At 43.8% G+C, this 19130-nt stretch carries 19 protein-coding genes; 18 read left to right on the forward strand and 1 reads right to left on the reverse strand.

The window, feature by feature from the left end:
- Positions 1–16: 16 nt before the first annotated feature.
- A complete protein-coding gene (locus CCC17_RS13575; RefSeq protein WP_287083266.1) occupies positions 17–1036 on the reverse strand; it encodes a ribonuclease H-like domain-containing protein in 1020 nt (339 codons plus the stop codon).
- A 478-nt stretch (positions 1037–1514) separates the two neighbouring features.
- On the opposite strand from CCC17_RS13575, the gene rsxC reads away from it, so the two are divergent.
- The 18 genes from rsxC to CCC17_RS13665 all read left to right on the forward strand — a co-directional run bounded on the left by rsxC (position 1515) and on the right by CCC17_RS13665 (position 19129).
- Positions 1515–2840: an electron transport complex subunit RsxC gene (rsxC, locus tag CCC17_RS13580; protein ID WP_021650509.1), complete on the forward strand. Its 1326-nt coding sequence runs from the start codon at positions 1515–1517 to the stop codon at positions 2838–2840.
- Positions 2841–2854: 14 nt separating this feature from the next.
- Positions 2855–3832 carry an RnfABCDGE type electron transport complex subunit D gene (locus CCC17_RS13585; RefSeq protein WP_021650508.1) on the forward strand — a complete coding sequence of 326 codons (978 nt, stop codon included), beginning with the start codon at positions 2855–2857 and terminating at the stop codon, positions 3830–3832.
- Entirely contained in the window at positions 3832–4410 is a 579-nt protein-coding gene (locus CCC17_RS13590; protein WP_287083267.1) for an RnfABCDGE type electron transport complex subunit G, read from the forward strand. The genes CCC17_RS13585 and CCC17_RS13590 overlap by 1 nt, the downstream gene beginning before the upstream one ends.
- 14 nt (positions 4411–4424) lie before the next feature.
- Positions 4425–5129, forward strand: a complete 705-nt coding sequence (gene rsxE, locus CCC17_RS13595; RefSeq protein ID WP_015524883.1) for an electron transport complex subunit RsxE — start codon at positions 4425–4427, stop codon at positions 5127–5129.
- Between the two features lie 16 nt (positions 5130–5145).
- A complete protein-coding gene (locus CCC17_RS13600) occupies positions 5146–5721 on the forward strand; it encodes an electron transport complex protein RnfA (RefSeq protein ID WP_015524884.1) in 576 nt (191 codons plus the stop codon).
- A gap of 13 nt (positions 5722–5734) precedes the next feature.
- Complete coding sequence (locus CCC17_RS13605; RefSeq protein WP_287083268.1) at positions 5735–6526, forward strand: RnfABCDGE type electron transport complex subunit B; 792 nt, start codon at positions 5735–5737, stop codon at positions 6524–6526.
- Positions 6527–6754: 228 nt separating this feature from the next.
- Positions 6755–7819, forward strand: a complete 1065-nt coding sequence (trpS, locus tag CCC17_RS13610) for a tryptophan--tRNA ligase (RefSeq protein ID WP_015524886.1) — start codon at positions 6755–6757, stop codon at positions 7817–7819.
- Between the two features lie 146 nt (positions 7820–7965).
- Positions 7966–8577 (forward strand): Holliday junction branch migration protein RuvA, encoded by a 612-nt coding sequence (ruvA, locus tag CCC17_RS13615; protein WP_022426699.1) that lies wholly within the window; start codon positions 7966–7968, stop codon positions 8575–8577.
- A 304-nt stretch (positions 8578–8881) separates the two neighbouring features.
- Positions 8882–9979 (forward strand): RNA-guided endonuclease TnpB family protein, encoded by a 1098-nt coding sequence (locus tag CCC17_RS13620; RefSeq protein ID WP_287083269.1) that lies wholly within the window; start codon positions 8882–8884, stop codon positions 9977–9979.
- A 210-nt stretch (positions 9980–10189) separates the two neighbouring features.
- Positions 10190–11200, forward strand: coding sequence for a Holliday junction branch migration DNA helicase RuvB (ruvB, locus tag CCC17_RS13625; protein ID WP_015524888.1), 1011 nt, complete (start codon positions 10190–10192; stop codon positions 11198–11200).
- Between the two features lie 130 nt (positions 11201–11330).
- On the forward strand, positions 11331–11738 hold the full coding sequence (locus CCC17_RS13630; protein ID WP_015524889.1) for a cell division protein ZapA: 408 nt from the start codon (positions 11331–11333) through the stop codon (positions 11736–11738).
- Between the two features lie 88 nt (positions 11739–11826).
- Complete coding sequence (locus tag CCC17_RS13635; RefSeq protein WP_287083309.1) at positions 11827–13986, forward strand: peptidase U32 family protein; 2160 nt, start codon at positions 11827–11829, stop codon at positions 13984–13986.
- 6 nt (positions 13987–13992) lie between these two features.
- Positions 13993–15372 carry an FtsW/RodA/SpoVE family cell cycle protein gene (locus tag CCC17_RS13640; protein ID WP_015524892.1) on the forward strand — a complete coding sequence of 460 codons (1380 nt, stop codon included), beginning with the start codon at positions 13993–13995 and terminating at the stop codon, positions 15370–15372.
- On the forward strand, positions 15275–16768 hold the full coding sequence (locus CCC17_RS13645; protein WP_287083270.1) for a peptidoglycan D,D-transpeptidase FtsI family protein: 1494 nt from the start codon (positions 15275–15277) through the stop codon (positions 16766–16768). Before CCC17_RS13640 ends, CCC17_RS13645 begins: the two co-directional genes overlap by 98 nt.
- Positions 16769–16868: 100 nt before the next feature.
- Positions 16869–17324, forward strand: a complete 456-nt coding sequence (locus tag CCC17_RS13650; RefSeq protein WP_015524893.1) for an NUDIX hydrolase — start codon at positions 16869–16871, stop codon at positions 17322–17324.
- A gap of 63 nt (positions 17325–17387) precedes the next feature.
- Positions 17388–17699, forward strand: coding sequence for a hypothetical protein (locus tag CCC17_RS13655; protein WP_110103921.1), 312 nt, complete (start codon positions 17388–17390; stop codon positions 17697–17699).
- Positions 17700–17703: 4 nt separating this feature from the next.
- Complete coding sequence (locus CCC17_RS13660; RefSeq protein WP_287083271.1) at positions 17704–18774, forward strand: DUF2953 domain-containing protein; 1071 nt, start codon at positions 17704–17706, stop codon at positions 18772–18774.
- Entirely contained in the window at positions 18758–19129 is a 372-nt protein-coding gene (locus CCC17_RS13665) for a GerW family sporulation protein (protein WP_015524896.1), read from the forward strand. The genes CCC17_RS13660 and CCC17_RS13665 overlap by 17 nt, the downstream gene beginning before the upstream one ends.
- Position 19130 lies beyond the last annotated feature (1 nt).

Below are 19130 nucleotides of genomic sequence, written 5' to 3' on the forward strand. Positions count from 1 at the left end.
TTGCGTAACAGAGATATTATTTAAGAACAGAAAGATAATATGGCAGGCAGTGTTTCAGATAGATTTTCTGTTTTAAAGGATCATGCAGAAAAGCTTCTGTTACAGGAAACCAGGTATAACAGTTGTCCCTTTTGGCAGGCCTTCGGAGCTTTTTATCCATGCAGGCACTTAAGGCTTTTGGTATGGCAGTGTCTTCGGAAGGGATGTAATCGTAATCCTTATAATTGGAGTAGTATTGCTTTAAACGTCCATTTTGAGACTTTACAAGAAGACGGACACGGTTATTCTGTCCGATTATGTAGAATTCTTCACTATGATTTGAAAATTCAACAGGCAGATCGTAATGCATTCTAATTGTAAAGGCCAATTGATCGTCTTGAATTTCACAATTTAGTGATTCGTAATCTTCATTGAAAAGAGCAAGATAGGATAGCATGGAGAAAATTTTTCCAAGTCCAAGAAGATCTTCCCGGTTATGTCCCATAACGATCTCTGCCGCTTCCGGTTTCTTTCCGGAAGCGAATTGTTTGTAAAGGCGGATGCAGGCACCCCCATCACAGTAGTTCCGTTCAGTGATACCGAGAAATGATTCCATGGAAGGCTGATTCATCCGTGAAAGCTTCAAAAGTCCCTTGAGCGGCTTTAGTTCCCGGTAAAGGTCCAGAGAAGGCAGCTTTGCAAAAGGGGAAGGCAGTCCGTAGATCTGATATCGCGCATCCAGATAAGGCTGGTCAAAGCTGTCACCGTTATACTGGATCGTACATGAAAAATCCTGAAGGAATCCAGAAAATGTTTTCAGAAGTTCAGGTTCTTCCTCTTCGTTTTCAATCATCCACTGGTACATCTGCCAGTTGTTTTCTTCGTAGGCTACAGCACCGATCAGATACAGAAAAGTGGAATTTCGTGATAGTCCTGTAGTTTCAATATCATAGAAAATCGGTACAAAACGCTCTGAAAGCCCATGGTTTTTAGTCAATTTTTTAACAGTCTCAAAGTCCGGAAACCCTTGTAAAATCGGCATTTTTTTAACGATCATGTTAATTTTCTCCTTTATGGATTGTATCTGATTATACACAAAAAAATTGCTTTTCAATAGTGCAATTTAAAGTGAAATGAGTTATAGTTATTAGTAGAGTTGATGATAAAAAACAGGAAATGGTACTGGATTTATGTAGGGATTGACAGTGAAAAAATGACTATTATCGCTTCATAAATTAGTTATTCATTTACAGCTTTTTATGAGCTGGTGAATATCTTCTACCGAAGTATATCACAGGATCGTGTCTGGATTCAATCTTTCATACATATCCTGCTCAAAGCAGAAGCTATTTTGTTACTGTTCGCTGGTAATGTTTCGCGAAATGATTTATGGGAGCGAAATAGATCTTGTTTGTCTTGGATGAAATAAGAAAAGGAAAATCAGAAACACAGAATCAACTTTAAAAAAGAGTATATGCGCAACGCAGAAATACCATGTACATGTACTTGCAAAAATAAAGGAGGAGATGAGATCTATGGCATTTTTAACCTTCAGGGGTGGTATCCATCCTTATGACGGCAAAGATTTGTCAAAAAACTGTCCTGTCGAGAAGTATCTGCCGAAGGGAGATCTGGCAATTCTTGTTTCTCAGCACATCGGAGCTCCGGCCAAGCCGATCGTAAAAAAAGGTGATCATGTGCTTGCAGGACAGAAAATCGCAGAAGCAGGAGGATTTGTTTCCGCACCGATACACTCGTCTGTATCAGGAACCGTAAAGGGAATCGAGAAACGTCTGACCGCAGTAGGCGCCATGGGTGATGCGATCATCATTGAGAATGACGGTCTGTACGAATCTGTGGAATATGCACCTGCAAAGCTTTCGGATCTTTCCAAGGAGGATATCCTGAAAAGGATTCAGGAAGGCGGAGTTGTTGGTCAGGGTGGTGCAGGTTTCCCGACACATGTAAAGCTTTCACCAAAGGAACCTGACAAGATCGATCATATCCTGGTCAACGGTGCGGAATGTGAGCCTTATATCACCAGTGACTACCGAAGGATGATGGAAGAACCGGAAAGCATTGTTGGTGGTCTGGAAGTAATCCTGAAAGCTTTCCCGAAGGCAGTGGGATGTATCTGTATCGAGGACAACAAACCGGATTGTATTGCCAGGATGAAAGAAGCCATCAAAGGCAAAGAGCGTATGGAAGTAAAAGAGCTTAAGACCAAATACCCACAGGGTGGTGAACGTACGCTGATCTATGCGGTAACAGGCAGAGAGATCAATTCCACCATGCTTCCGGCAGATGTAGGATGCGTGGTTGATAACGTAGAGACTGTTACTTCTGTTTATAAGGCAGTGATCCTCGGACAGCCGGTCATCAGCCGTAATGTAACGGTTACCGGAGACGGAATCCGCACACCGAAGAACTTTTCCGTTCTTACAGGAACAGATCTGTCTGAACTGGTAGATGCTGCAGGCGGACTGAAGGAAAAGATCGCAAAAGCAATCTCCGGCGGACCGATGATGGGATTTGCGCTGTATGATCTTCATATTCCATGTACGAAGACAACTTCTTCCCTGCTTTTCCTGGAGCGTGACGCAGTTTCCGAGGCGAAGCAGATCCAGACTGCATGTATCAATTGCGGACGTTGTGTAAGCGTCTGTCCGGGCCATGTGGTTCCGGCCCGCCTTGCAACTCTTGCAGAACACGGTGATATGGCAGGCTTCGAAAAAATGGATGGTATGGAATGCTGCGAGTGCGGCTGCTGCAGTTACATCTGTCCGGCCAAACGACCTCTGACTCAGAGTATTAAATCTATGAGAAAAATGGTTCTTGCAGAGCGCAAGAAAAAGAAATAGGGGGAGGAATAACAATGGAACAAATGTATAACGTATCATCTAATCCCCATATCAGGGATAAAATGACCACCAGCCGTATTATGCAGCTGGTAGTGATCGCACTTCTGCCGACAACACTTTTCGGTATCTGGAACTTTGGAGTGCATGCACTCCTTGTAGTGCTGGCGACGGTTGCATCCAGTGTGTTTTTTGAATGGCTGTATGACCGACTGATGCATAAAAAGAATACAACTACTGATTTCAGTGCAGTTGTAACAGGACTTCTGCTTGCACTGAACATGCCGCCCCAGATCCCGATCTGGATGCCGATCCTTGGCAGTGCTTTTGCGATCATTGTTGTAAAACAGCTGTTCGGTGGACTTGGACAGAACTTTATGAACCCAGCCCTTGCAGGAAGATGTTTCCTTATGATCTCTTTTGCTGGAAAAATGACTAACTTTGCAGTTTCCAAAAGCTCCCATGCTGTTGTAGATGCGGTTACACAGGCAACACCTCTGGCAGCGCTTAAAAGCCAGGGATTCATTGAGGGGACTTCTATTCCTGTAAAGAATCTGTTCCTTGGTAATATCCAGGGTACCATCGGTGAGACTTCTGCCCTGGCGATCCTCATCGGTGCAGTGATCCTTCTCGCATTTAAGATCATCGATCTGAAGGTACCTCTTACATATATTGGAAGTTTTGCAGTATTTGTCATTTTCTATATGTTGGGAACAGGCAAAGGCTTTGATGTAAACTATCTTTTCAGTCATATCTTTGGAGGCGGTCTGATGCTTGGTGCCTGGTTTATGGCAACCGATTATGTGACGACTCCGATCACTCCGAAAGGTCAGCTGGTATATGGCTGCTGCCTCGGTATCGTGACAGCGGTATTCCGTCTCTTTGGTGGTTCCGCAGAGGGCGTTTCCTATGCGATTATTTTCTGCAATCTTCTGGTTCCGCTTATTGAAAAAGTAACAAAACCGGTTGCTTTTGGAAAAGGAGGCAAGAAATAATGGGTAAGATTATCAGAAATACATTGATCCTTACGATCATTACAGTAGTTGCCGGCCTTGGCCTTGGACTGGTTTACGAAGTTACCAAAGAACCCATTGCAAGAACCGAGGAACAGGCAAAAAAAGAAGCATGGCAGACTGTATTCAGTGATGTAAGCCTGGAAGATTTTAAAGCTGTAGATGTAGACAAGGAAGCAGCAGATAAAACAGTTTCAGATCTTGGAATCAAAGCAACCGTAGATGAAGTCTGTGAAGCAGCAGATGAAGGCTATGTAGTAACTGTAACCGATAAAGAGGGTTACGGCGGTGATATCCAGATCACAGTTGGTGTAACAAAAGACGGTACCGTCAGCGGCGTTTCCATTCTTTCCATCAGTGAGACTGCCGGACTTGGAATGCGTGCTACAGAAGCGAAGTTCCAGGAACAGTATGTTGGAAAGAATACCGACAAATTCTATGTATCCAAGGACGGCGGCGAAGGTGAGCCTATTGATGCTATCAGTGGTGCGACCATCACATCCAGAGCTTTTACCGGTGCAGTCAATACAGCTATCGGCTATTGCAAAAACGCATTTTAGGAGGGTAGTTGAATATGAATAATTGTGGTGAAAGATTAAAAAACGGCATTATAACCGAAAATCCGATTTTCGTCCTGATGCTTGGTATGTGTCCTACCCTTGCGGTAACGACTTCTGCGATCAATGGTATTGGTATGGGACTTTCCACAACCGTAGTTCTGGTTATGTCAAACATGCTCATCTCCATGCTGCGTAAGGTTATTCCAGACTCCGTCAGAATGCCGGCCTTTATCGTAGTTGTAGCATCTTTTGTAACTATCGTACAGTTTCTGATGGAAGGCTTTACTCCTTCTCTTTATGAGTCACTTGGAATTTACATTCCACTGATCGTTGTTAACTGTATCATTCTGGGACGTGCAGAGAGTTATGCTTCCAAGAACCCTGTCCTTCCGTCTATCTTTGACGGACTTGGAATGGGTCTTGGCTTTACAGTGGGCCTGGTTGCCATTGGTCTTGTAAGAGAGATCCTTGGTTCCGGAAAGGCTTTCGGAGCACAGATCATTCCGGTTGCTGATGCAGCTACCGGTGCTGCCGGCTATACCCCGATCACTATCTTTATCCTTGCACCTGGAGCATTTCTGGTTCTTGCCGGACTTGCAGCGATCCAGAACAAAGTAAAGATCAACATGGCAAAGAAGGGCAAAGATGTTTCCAAGATCCAGTCCGGCTGTGGCTCCAATTGTGCGACCTGCGGCGGATGTCCTTCCGACAAAGAATAAAAAGGGGGAATAGAAAATGGCAAGCTTGATGTTGATCGCAATTGGTTCTGCGCTTTGCAGTAACGTTGTATTGAGTCAGTTCCTGGGAATCTGTTCTTTCCTTGGAGTTTCCAAGAAAACAGAAACCGCAGCCGGCATGGGTGGTGCAGTTGTGTTTGTTATTACTATTGCATCCTTTGTTGCAGGACTGCTTTATAAATTCATCCTGGTACCGACCCATTTTGAGTATCTGAAAACGATTGTATTTATCCTGGTTATCGCGGCACTGGTACAGATCGTAGAAATGTTTCTCAAGAAATTTGTACCATCCCTTTACAAGGCACTTGGTGTATACCTTCCTCTGATCACAACAAACTGTGCAGTTCTTGGTGTAGCACTGAACAACGTTAAATATGAATACAGCATTCTTGAAAGTGTTGTCAACGGATTTGCCACAGGTGTAGGTTACCTGATCGCAATTGTATTACTTGCGGGAATCCGTGAAAAAATGGAATACAACGATATTCCGGAATCCTTCCAGGGTATGCCGATCGTTCTGCTTACGGCAGCACTGATGGCTATTGCATTCTTTGGATTCTCCGGAATCGTATAGGAGGAAGAAGAGCATGAGTATAACAGGAATTATTATGGCTGCAGTCATTGTCGGCGGTACTGGTTTATTCATTGGTATCTTCCTCGGACTTGCAGACAAGAAATTAACCGTTAAGGTAGATGAAAAGGAAGAAGCCATTCTCGGCGTTCTTCCAGGAAATAACTGTGGTGGTTGTGGATATCCGGGATGTTCCGGACTCGCTGCCGCAATTGCAAAGGGAGAAGCTCCTGTAGATCAGTGTCCGGTTGGCGGTGCTCCGGTTGCAGCCAAGATTGGCACGATCATGGGACAGGAAGTAAAAGAAACCGCACGTCGGGTTGCTTTTGTAAAATGTGCGGGAACCTGTGATAAGACGACTGTGAAATATGAGTACACAGGTGTGGAAGACTGCGAGATGATGGCTTTCATCCCTGGCAGCGGTGCAAAAAACTGTACATTCGGATGTATGGGCTTTGGAAGCTGTGTAAAGGCATGTCCGTTTGATGCGATCCATATAGTGAATGGGATTGCGGTCGTAGATCAGGAAGCATGTAAAGCCTGTGGCAAATGTGTTGCCAAATGTCCACGTCACCTGATCGAGCTGGTACCATATGACAAACAGACACGTGTAGCCTGCAGCTCCCACGCAAAAGGTAAGGCAGTTACAGCTGCCTGCGAGCTTGGCTGTATCGGCTGTAAAAAATGTGAAAAGAATTGTCCGTCCGAGGCGATCACAGTTACCGATTTCTGTGCACACATTGATTACGATAAGTGTACAGGCTGCGGTAAATGTAAGGAAGTTTGCCCAAGACATGTGATTCTGTAAAACAAAAAGGACTGCCTGTCACGGAAGTTTTCCGAGTGACGTGGCAGTTCTTTTTTTGGAATAAAGCATGTTGTGCCCGATAATGCATAAATAAAATAAATACATACAAACTTTTGGTTATATTTCAATGAAAAATTGCAGTTTCCGGTTAAAAATATTTGACCGGTGAATTTCAAGGGGCTATAATAGGATATAAATATTCAGTATACTTCAAGGAGAACGAAATTCATGAGTAAGATTATTTTAACTGGCGACCGCCCGACGGGGCGCCTTCATGTAGGTCATTATGTTGGATCTCTGGCAGAGCGTGTGAAGCTGCAGAATTCCGGCTTATATGATGAGATTTATATTATGATCGCAGATGCCCAGGCACTTACAGATAATGCAGAGCATCCGGAGAAAGTACGTCATAACATTCTTCAGGTTGCTCTGGATTATCTGGCATGCGGGCTTGATCCGGAGAAATCCAATATTTTTATCCAGTCCATGGTTCCGGAGCTGACAGAACTTACCTTTTATTATATGAATCTGGTTACGGTAGCACGAGTACAGCGTAATCCTACCGTTAAATCCGAGATTAAGATGCGTAATTTTGAAGCCAGCATCCCGGTAGGCTTTTTCTGCTATCCGATCAGTCAGGCTGCTGATATTACTGCTTTCCGTGCGACACATGTACCGGTAGGTGAAGATCAGCTTCCGATGCTTGAGCAGTGCAAGGAGATCGTCCATAAATTCAATACCGTTTACGGTGATACACTGACAGATCCGGAAATTGTTCTTTCTTCCAATAAAGCATGCTTACGTCTTCCGGGAATTGACGGAAAGGCTAAGATGAGTAAATCTCTCGGAAACTGCATCTATCTGTCTGATGAAGAAGATGTTGTAAAGAAAAAGATCATGTCCATGTTTACAGATCCGAACCATCTTCGTGTTCAGGATCCTGGTCGTGTAGAGGGAAATCCGGTATTTATCTATCTGGATGCCTTCAGCCGCCCGGAACATTTTGCTGAATTTCTGCCAGAGTATCAGAATCTGGATGAACTTAAGGCTCACTATCAGAGAGGTGGCCTTGGTGATGTGAAAGTCAAGAAGTTCCTGAATAATGTTATGCAGGCAGAGCTTGGACCGATCCGTGAAAGAAGGAAAATGTGGGAGCAGCGAACCGAAGATGTGTTCGATATCCTGAAAGCCGGTACAGAGGTTGCCAGAGAAAAAGCTGCCGCAACGCTTCATGATGTTCGTTCTTCCATGCGGATCAATTATTTTGAGGATCAGGATTTCCTTAATCAGTGATAGAAAACAGCGAGAGGAATCACAGGCTTGTATACAGGATCAACCCGGAGATTGTATTCCGGGTTGATTTTTTTTGAAAATTATGTTACTATTGCGTTCATATGGGAAACAGATGTTCAGCTGTTTCAGGGAAGGAGCCTTGAGATTTGATTTCTTTTGTAAAAGGTACCGTAGCAGATATCGGTGAAAATTGTCTGGTTGTGGAAAATGGCGGAATTGGTTATGAGATTTATATGACAGGACAGGATCTTGGGAAAGCACGGATAGGCGATGAAAAGAAGATCCATACCTTTCTCTATGTGCGGGAGGATATTCTGCAGCTATATGGTTTTTTTTCGAAGGATGATCTTGGCATGTTCAAGCTTCTGATCGGTGTCAACGGAGTCGGACCTAAAGGCGCTCTGGGTATCCTTTCCGGGATCAGTGCAGACGAGCTTCGTTTTGCAGTGCTTTCCGATGATGTAAAAACAATCTCCAAGGCCCCTGGAATCGGGAAAAAGACAGCCCAGAAAATGATCCTGGAGCTGAAAGACAAGCTGAAGCTGGAAGATGCTTTTGAGATGAAACTGGCGCATCAGCAGGAAGAAGCAGCTGAGGGAGCATCTGATCTGAGGGATAGTCGTCAGGAAGCGGTGGAGGCGCTTGTCGCATTAGGATACAGTTCTGCAGATGCCCTTCGTGCAGTACGAAAGGTACCGGAAGATGTGCCGGCAGATGATGTAGAAGCAATTCTTCGGGCTGCACTGAAAAATTTTTAACAAATGTAGCAAGAATTCTCCCACATCTTCAGGTGGTGAGATGAATTGCACATCTGAGCATATCTGCTCAAAAAAATCTCTATAGTATAAAAGAAACACTTGTTCTCCCTTCCCTGATGTAGTATACTGAAAAAGAACAATTAGTTCATAAATACATATCCGTCGATATAAGAAAAAGGACGATAAATATAATGGAGTTAGACCATGAAAGATGCATTCTGGGGTCAAATCTTCGGTCTGCTCAGTGCAGGTGGAGCAACGATTGAAACGATACGGCAGTATATAGAAAGCCAGGGTGAGAAGAATGAACCGCACCGTAAAAATAAGGATCTATCCAAATAAAGAGCAGAGAGTTCAGATAGAGCAAACAATCGGCTGCAGCCGCTTTATCTATAACCAGATGCTTGCAGATAAGATCAGCTATTACCAGAAAGAAAAAAAGATGCTCCGGAACACACCGGCCGGATATAAAAAGGAATATCCATGGCTGAAGGAGGTGGATTCCCTTGCCCTGGCGAATGCGCAGTTGCATCTGGAAAGTGCGTTCCGGAAGTTTTTTCGGGAACCAGCCTGCGGATTTCCACGTTATAAATCAAAGAAGCATGCAAGAAATTCATATACGACCAATGCACTAAACGGAAATATCCTTTTGCAGGATACCCATCTGAAGCTTCCAAAGATGTCCGTCATAAAGATAAAACTTCACCGTCAGATTCCATCAGACTGGAAACTGAAGTCTGTAACTGTGAGCCGTGAGCCATCCGGGAAATATTTTGCCAGCCTTTTGTTCTGCTGTGAGAACCAAACAGTGGAAAAAAGACCGGCAGAGAGATTTCTTGGGATCGATTTTGCCATGCAGGGAATGTGTGTATTTTCTACAGGAGAAAGAGCCGGGTACCCTATGTTTTACAGAAAAGCAGAGAAAAAACTTGCAAGAGAACAGAGAAAGCTCTCCCACTGTGAAAAAGGAAGCCGGAACTATCAGAAACAGAAAAAAAGGGTAGCTTTATGTCATGAAAAGATAAAGAACCAGAGAAAAGATTTCCAGCATAAGCTCAGTAGGGAGCTTGCGGAAAGATATGATGCAGTATGTGTGGAAGATCTGAATCTGAAGGGAATGTCCGGAGGACTGCACCTTGGGAAAGGTGTGCAGGATAACGGGTACGGGCAGTTTCTGTTCATGCTGGGATACAAGCTGGAAGAATGTGGAAAACATCTTATAAAAGTAGACCGTTATTTTGCATCCAGCAAGATCTGCAGTGTATGCGGACATAAGAAAAAGGAACTGGCATTGTCGGATAGAATGTATGTTTGTGAATGTGGAAATAGGATGGACCGGGATGTGAATGCAGCAGTCAATATCCGTGAAGAAGGAAAAAGAATCTATAAAGAATGTGCCTGACGGCACAAGAAAAAAATCCGTAACCGGATAAACATAAAAAACAAAACCGCGGGACACGCGGGGATAGCCTGTTTTAGCTTTGCCCTAAAGGGTAATCGAGCAGGAAGCCCCCACTTCAAAATCGTAAGATTTAAGTGGTGGGAGCATGTCACCGCCGTGAGTAAGAGCAAACATGCTCGCACTGAAATGAAATAGAACGGAGCATAGCAAATGGAGAACAGGATCATTACAACAGATGTTACAGAAGAGGATTTTTCCCTGGAGGGAAATTTAAGGCCTCAGAGTCTGGATGAGTATATTGGTCAACAGAAAACAAAAGATACCCTGAAAATTTATATCGAAGCAGCAAAGCAGCGTCATGATTCACTGGATCATGTGCTGTTTTATGGACCTCCGGGGCTGGGAAAGACTACACTTTCCGCGATCATTGCCAATGAGATGGGAACACATATGAAGGTAACATCAGGTCCTGCGATTGAAAAGCCAGGCGAAATGGCTGCGATCCTGAACAACCTTCAGGAAGGAGATGTGCTGTTTGTAGATGAGATACACAGACTGAACCGGCAGGTAGAAGAGGTTCTTTACCCGGCAATGGAAGATTTTGCTATCGATATCATGATCGGCAAGGGAGCATCCGCCCGTTCCATTCGTCTGGATCTTCCGAAGTTTACATTGGTAGGTGCAACAACGAGGGCAGGTCTTCTTTCCGCGCCGCTTCGTGATCGTTTTGGCGTAACACAGAGACTGGAGTTTTATGATAAAAAAGAACTGACGACGATCATTCTACGTTCCGCTCAGGTGCTTGGCGTGGAAATCGAACCCAATGGAGCTGCCGAGATCGCCAAGCGTTCCAGAGGAACCCCCCGTCTGGCCAACCGTCTTCTGAAGAGAGTACGTGATTTCGCCCAGGTGAAGTATAATGGTGTGATCACCTACGATGTTGCCTGCTTCGCATTGGATCTTCTGGAAGTAGATCAGTATGGCCTTGATAAAACAGACCGTCGCATTCTCCAGACCTTGATCCTGAATTTTCAGGGCGGACCCGTGGGGCTTGAAACACTTGCCGCATCAATCGGAGAAGACTCCGGAACACTGGAAGATGTGTATGAACCCTATCTTTTACAGACAGGTTTCCTGAACAGAACTCCACGTGGAAGAATGGCTTCCGTGCTGGCATATACCCATCTTGGATATCCTCGTCCTGATTTATCGACAAAATAATAGAAAAACTTCTATACATTTTTGCGGGAATCAGTTATAATAAAAGAAATTGCGGGTTGTAAGACCGGCAATGCAGAGGAATGTTATTGAGGAAATTACCAGTAACAGATAAATTCAGGAGGCTTTACGAATGGCGGTAAAGAATACAGCACAGGTTGTTATCGATGGAAAGATCATTACTCTGGGCGGGTATGAGTCCGAGGAATATTTTCAGAAGGTTGCAGCCTATATGAATAATAAGATCAGTGAGCTGAGTCAGATGCCGGGATACTCCAGACAGGCCATGGAGACCAAGCATACATTGCTCAGTCTGAATATTACAGATGATTATTTTAAGGCAAAGAAGCAGGCGGAGATTTTTGAACAGGATCTGCAGCAGAAAGACCAGGAGATGTATGATCTGAAACATGAACTGATCTCTTTGAAAATGCAGATTGAAGAGGCGAAGAAGGCAGAACAGGAAGCTCAGGAACAGAAGAATCTTCTGGACGGTAAGGTGAAGGAACTGGAGAAAGAACTTGATGAACTGCTTAAATAAGGATGGGGGATTGCTTCGGTAATCCTCTTTTGTTTTATGGTCATCGGATTGATTAACAGATGGGAGATGAGGGAATACTTTGAAAAATATGATAACAGAACTGCTCTCGCCGGCAGGTTCTTATGAAAGCTTTGAGGCAGCTATTGGTGCCGGGGCTGATGCGGTATATGTAGGGGGACCGGCTTTTGGAGCAAGAGCTTATGCGCAGAACTTCACCCAGGAAGAGCTGATCACTGCCATTGAGACCGCACATATCCATAACCGTAAATTATATCTTACTGTGAATACACTTTTGAAGAACCGTGAACTGGATGATCAGCTGTTTGAATATCTGCTTCCGTATTATGAGGCAGGGCTGGATGCGGTGATCGTACAGGATCTGGGAGTATTTTCTTTTATACGCCGGAATTTTCCGGATCTGGATATTCACGCAAGCACACAGATGACAGTAACTGGACCGGAGGGAATGCGGTTTCTGGAGGAAAAGGGAGCAACTCGTGTGGTTCCAGCCAGAGAGCTTTCCCTGGAAGAGATATCTGCCATGCATAAGGCAAGTCCAATGGAAATAGAGACTTTTATCCATGGAGCTCTCTGTTACAGCTATTCCGGCCAGTGTCTGATGAGCAGTATTTTCGGTGGAAGAAGCGGAAACCGTGGCCGCTGTGCACAGCCATGCAGGCTTCCTTACAGTGTAACCATGGATCACAGAAAATATAAAGGAGACAAGGATTTTTGTGCATTAAGCCTGAAAGATATCTGCACTCTGGATATTCTTCCGGATATCCTGGAGGCGGGTGTTATGTCTCTGAAGATCGAAGGGCGTATGAAACAGCCGGCGTACACAGCGGGCGTCACAGCAGTATATCGAAAATATCTGGATATGTATTTAAGTGGAAAAGAATATCACGTTCAGGAAAAAGACCGGAAGTATCTTCTTGAGCTTTTCAGTCGGGGAGGATCCTGCAAAGGATACTATGATATGTATCGCGGGCCGGAAATGATGGCTTTTGCCAATGAAAAAAAATCCGGTAATATCCAGCCGGAGATCAGAAAAATAAAAGAAAAAATTCATGGGAATTTAATACTTTCTCCTGAAAGTCCTGTTATACTGGAAATAACCTGCAAGGGCCAGACAGTAACTGCTATGGGCGGTGAGGTACAGTTTGCTAAAAATCAGCCAATGGAAGAACAGAGGATCCGTCAGCAGATGGAGAAACTGGGAAATACAGATTTTCAGTGGGAGGATCTGAACATTGAAATAAATGGAAGGATTTTTGTTCCGGTTAAAGTTCTCAATGAAGTACGAAGAGATGCTCTGAGTCAGCTGCGGGAAGCACTGATCGGATGTCAGAAGAGAGCACAGGTTACGAAGCAGCCGACGAAATCTAAGGATCAGGCTGCTTGTCACAGAAGGGTAACAGACAGCCTGCCTGTATATGTATCCTGTGAACGTTCGGATACTGCGGAAGTACTTTTGAACGAACCGGGGATTACAGGTTTTTATTTTCCTTTTGATACTATGGAAAAATATTTTTCACCGGAACTTGCTGCAAGTAGTGAATTATATCTTTCTACTCCACATATCCATCGCGGAGAAATCCCCGAAAAGTGGCTTCGATCAGCTCAAAAATGGTTGGAGCAGGGTATGAAGGGTTTTCTGGTAAGAAACCTGGAATCTTACGCCGTACTGAAAAAAATGGGATATGGCGGAAAATGTATCCTGGATGCATCCATGTATACCTGGAATGATCAGAGTGTTGATTTCTGGCGGGAAGAGGGAGTTCTTCGAAATACAGTCCCCCTTGAGTTGAATGAGGGTGAACTGAAACACAGAGATAATACTTCTTCGGAGCTGCTTTTATATGGGTATATCCCACTGATGCTTTCCGCGCAGTGTGTAAGGAAGAATCTTTTCGGATGCACAGGAAAATATGAGACGGCTTATCTGAAAGACCGCTATAACAGTGAATTTCCGGTAAAATGCAGTTGTGATCCATGGGGAAAAAACATCTCCGAAAAAGCAAAATACTGTTATAATATCATTTATAATAGCATTCCTTACGGACTTCCGGGTGAAAAAGATCAGGTAAAAAAACTGAACCTTCACTCTTTGCGACTGGCATTTACGATCGAAGAGCCAGAGAAAGCAAAAGCGATCTTGAAAGAATTCCGGACGGTTTATCAGGAAAACGGAAAACCTTCCGGACGCAGGTATACAAAAGGCCATTTTAAAAGAGGAGCCGAGTAAAAGTGTATGATTAATGTAATTACAGAATTATCTAAGTATGTGATCCTCACATTGATGATCGTCTATACCTTTCATTGTTTTTATATGGTGTGGCGGCAGGATGAGGAAGAAAAGAGAGAACTGCTCCATCAGCAGCTGACCATGATCTTTTTTATTGATTTTACAGCATTTCTTGTGATCTATTTAAAAAGCATGGATTTCAGGGTCATCCTGTTCTATATCGAAATGATGATCTTTTTTGCAGCGATCCAGATCCTTTATCGAATTATTTATCAGAATGCATCGCTGCTTCTTTTAAATAATATGTGTATGCTCCTGAGCGTAGGATTTATCATGCTCTGCCGGCTTTCACTTCCGTCTGCAACTAAGCAGCTTCTGATCGTGGCCGCAGGTAGTGCAGTATCACTGGTGATACCGGTAATGATACGAAAAATGAAATTTTTAAAGGATCTTACATGGGCTTATGCCGGAATTGGTATTGTACTTCTGGCGGCAGTTCTTGTTCTGGCAAGCACAAGCTACGGTGCAAAGCTTTCTCTTATGGGAATCCAGCCTTCCGAGGTAATCAAGATAACCTTCGTATTTTTTATGGCATCACTTCTGTGTACCAAGGTGGATTTTCGCAAAGTAGTACTGGCTACGATCGTTGCAGTGATCCATGTAGGGATCCTGGTTCTTTCCAGGGATCTGGGTAGTGCAGTGATCTTTTTTGTCACCTACCTTGTACTGATCTATGTGGCAACCAGAAATCCGAGCTATTTATTTCTGGGACTTGGCGGAGGATGCGTTGGTTCGGTGATCGCATATCATCTTTTTGGACATGTCCGTCAGCGAGTCAGTGCCTGGAAGGATCCGATGGCTGTCTATCAAAATGAAGGTTATCAGATCGTGCAGTCTCTGTTTGCGATCGGAACCGGAGGCTGGTTTGGAATGGGACTTTGTCAGGGCTCTCCGGAGAAGATTCCGGTCGTAAAAAATGATTTTATCTTCAGTGCTATTTGCGAGGAACTGGGTGGCATTTTTGCCATCTGCCTGATTCTTGTATGCACAAGCTTTTTTCTGATGATCGTTACTATTGCACTAAAGATCAGGAATCCGTTTTATAAACTGATCGCACTGGGGCTCGGAACAGAATATGCTTTTCAGGTATTTCTGACCATCGGCGGTGCAACCAAGTTTATTCCAATGACAGGAGTTACACTTCCGCTGGTGAGTTACGGAGGTAGTTCTGTCATGTGTACCATCCTGATGCTTGCGATCATTCAGGGACTGTATATTCTGAGGGAAGATGAGGACGAACAAATTGAAACGCAGCGAAAAGAAACGATTGAAAGAAGAGGAAAGAGAGCAACGCCTGAGAGAAAGAGAAATCGCCAGACTCCGTAGAAAAAAGAACCGGCCTTTAACTTTTGTATCGGCCTTCTTTATATTGATCTTTGTCAGTCTGATCGGATATCTGGCCTATTTTGACGCCATAAAAAGCGAAGATTTTATCAACAGCCCGTACAACACCCGTCAGGATACATTTTCGGACCGGGTAGTACGTGGAAGTATCCAGTCTTCGGATGGTGAGGTTCTGGCACAGACCAATGTGTATGAAGATGGAACAGAAGAGAGAACGTATCCGTTTTCCAATATTTTTGCACATGCAGTAGGATATGATACCAATGGTAAGAGTGGTTTGGAATCGGAAGCAAATTTCCAGCTTCTCACCTCCCATTCATTTTTTCTGGAACAGATGAAAAATGAATTCCTGGGAAAAAAGAATCAGGGTGATACCGTGATCTCCAGTCTGAATGCAGATCTTCAGACAACGGCATACAATTCTCTGGGAGACCGGAGAGGAGCGGTAGTTGTACTGGAACCATCCACCGGACGTATCCTGGCTATGGTGAGCAAACCGGATTTTGATCCGAACACGATCGCACAGAATTGGGATACCCTTGTTAATGATGAAAGTAACAGTAGCCTTTTAAACCGTGCAACCAATGGAGCTTATCCTCCGGGATCAACATTTAAGATCGTCACGGCACTGGATTATTTCAGACAAAAGGGATCACTGGAGGGATATTCCTATCTGTGTCAGGGAAGTATCACAGTGGATGACCACACGATCCAGTGTTACAATGGTGCAGTACATGGACAGGAGGATTTTTATTCCGCATTTGCACATTCCTGTAACTGTGCATTTGCAGATATGGGACTTGGTCTGGGAGGAGATACTCTGAAAAGTACTGCAGAGGATCTGCTCTTTAATAGGGCGCTTCCGCTGAATTCCTATAAAACCAGTCGCTTTACCCTTGATAAAGATTCTCCGAATGCACTTGTGATGCAGACCTCGATCGGCCAGGGTAACACTCTTGTTTCTCCGATGCATATGGCATTGATCACAAGTGCCATCGCCAATGATGGTATACTGATGAAGCCAACCATGATCGATAAGATCGTGAATAATTCCGGTGATGCGGTCAGGGAAACAGAAAAAACAGAATACAAACGTCTGATGACAAGAAATGAAGCCAATATCCTTGGAAAACTAATGAAAAATGTAGTTGAAAACGGTACGGCTTCCGCATTGAACGGACGAGGATATACTGTTGCCGGAAAGACCGGTTCTGCGGAGTTTGATGAAAATGGCTCCAGTCATTCCTGGTTTGTGGGTTATTCTAATGTAGATGATCCGGATATCGCTATTGCTGTGATCGTGGAAAACGGCGGAACCGGAAGTGAAGCGGCAGTTCCCATTGCGGCCGATGTTTTTGATGCATATTATTTCGATTAAATTGAGAACAGTATCTGCTTCTTGCCCCTTGCCTATAAGGTGAAAAAGAGGTATACTATAGCCAGTGCAAAAGACACACGCATTACAGGAGGATTGCAATATGATAGAAGCAACAAGCTGTGGCGGTGTGGTAATTCATCGGGGTAAGATCCTGGCATTGTATAAATCCTACAGGAACCGTTATGAAGGATGGGTGCTTCCCAAAGGAACTGTAGAAAAAGGAGAGACTTTTGAACAGACTGCTTTACGTGAAGTAATGGAAGAAGCAGGTGTTCGGGCCTCTATCGTGAAATATATCGGCAAGAGCCAGTATAATTTCACCGTTCCGGAGGATGTGGTAATGAAAGAGGTACACTGGTATCTCATGATAGCTGATAATTATCATAGCAAACCCCAGCGAGAGGAATATTTTGTAGATTCCGGATACTATAAGTTTCATGAGATCTATCATCTTCTCCGTTTTTCCAACGAGAAGCATATCGTGGAACAGGCCTATCAGGAGTATCTGGAAATGCGAAGTGAGGGCGTCTGGGCGAAACAGCAGAAGTATTTTTAACAACAGGACAGGGCTGTGTACATACGCAGCCCTGTTTGGCATTATAACGGAGGTGAGGGCAGATTGCTGAAATGGATGAAAAACTATTACATAGGAAATGATGTAAAAAATCCTACTAGAATAAGAACCAGGATCACTGCTGGTAAATTCGTGCCGGATATCTACGTTGTTACTTTGTCTGATAATCCCGGAAATATTTTGGAAATTCTTCCCGCAGGCATGCTTGTACAGCGAAGCGCCAGAGCCACCTGTCCTTTGATCGTTGGAATGGCTAGAGGGAAATCCGGTGCTATACAGATGGTACAGGATATGATCGAACAGGTTTATACCGAAACTGGAAATTTTAAAATAAAAGAATATCTGAAAAACAGGTGAACCAATGCTGCATATATTATGGCTGATAATAAAATGGATATTGATCCTTCTGGGGATTCTGATCGGGCTGATCTTTCTGATCCTGCTGCTTCTTTTATTCTGTCCGATCAGATACAGAGGGAAATTAAAAAAAGACCGTACGGATAGTCTTCGTGAAATACATGCTACCGGTGAAGTGAGCTGGCTGCTTCATATAATTTCTGCACAGGTATTCTGGGAGCAGGGCGTTCTGAAAACAAAATTATGTTTTTTAGGGATTCCTTTGGAAAAATTTAAAAATCTGTTTCGTAAAAAAAGGGAACCAAGAGCTCTTTCCAACTCCGGAAATCAAAATGCCAAAAAACAGGCAGAGGCTTCCAGAAGCCATGAAAAGACATCAAAAAACGAAAATCAGAACGATACCGCAGAGCTGCAAATGTCTGAGCCTCAGGAAGATACTGTTGAAGATATAAATGAAATTTTGGAAAATGTAATAATGGAGCCGATATCGATTTCCGAAGAAATATCGGAAGAATCGGAAGATGAAAAGAAGCTTCGGACAAAGATTGCAGATTTAATTTTGAATATAGTGGGAAGAATAAAAACTGCAGTTGGAAATCTGATCCGAATCGTACAGAATTTTCTTGGAATCCCCAAAAGAATTCTGAAAAAAATTCAAAGTCTTGCATTAACAATCCGGAATTTCTGTGATAAGATAAACTGGTGGAAGGAGTTTTTAGACCATCCCCGAACCAGAGAGGCTCTTTCCTTTCTGTGGAAAAATGCAAAAAAACTGATTTATCATGTGCTTCCGACAAGGATCACCGGAAAAATCACATTTGGCAATGAAGATCCGGCAGTTACAGGTATGGTATTGGCTGTATTAGGAATGACGATTCCTTTTCATAAAAACAAGATCGAAGTAGCGCCTCTTTTTGATGATGAAAATGTTCTTGAAGGAGAGATCCTGTTAAAGGGAAGGATTTATGGAATTGTAGTTCTCAAAACAGCAGCAGAGCTTTATTTCAATAAAAATATAAAATACGTCATCCACCGATGGAGACATAAGGAGGTAAATCATGGAGAAAGAGAATAATTTCAAAGATACCGTGAATTCATTATTTAAAGGAATGGATGGCTTTGTATCGGCCAAAACAGTGGTTGGCGATGCCATTCATGTAGGTGATACCATTATCCTTCCTCTGGTCGATGTATCCTTCGGCGTGGGAGCCGGAGCTTTTGAAGGGGACAAGAAGAATAACGGCGGCGGAGGTCTTGCCGGAAAGATGTCTCCCTGTGCAGTGCTTGTGATCCAGAATGGAAGCACCAAACTTGTAAACGTAAAAAATCAGGATGGTCTTACCAAAGTCCTGGATATGGTGCCGGATTTTGTGAACCGTTTTGCACCAGGTGCAGGCAATGCTGAGGATACAGACGGGAAAGAAGAGTAGT

The organism is Blautia sp. LMAG:36 (genome assembly GCF_008680535.1).
GTDB classification, from domain to species: Bacteria; Bacillota; Clostridia; order Lachnospirales; family Lachnospiraceae; genus Blautia_A; species Blautia_A fusiformis.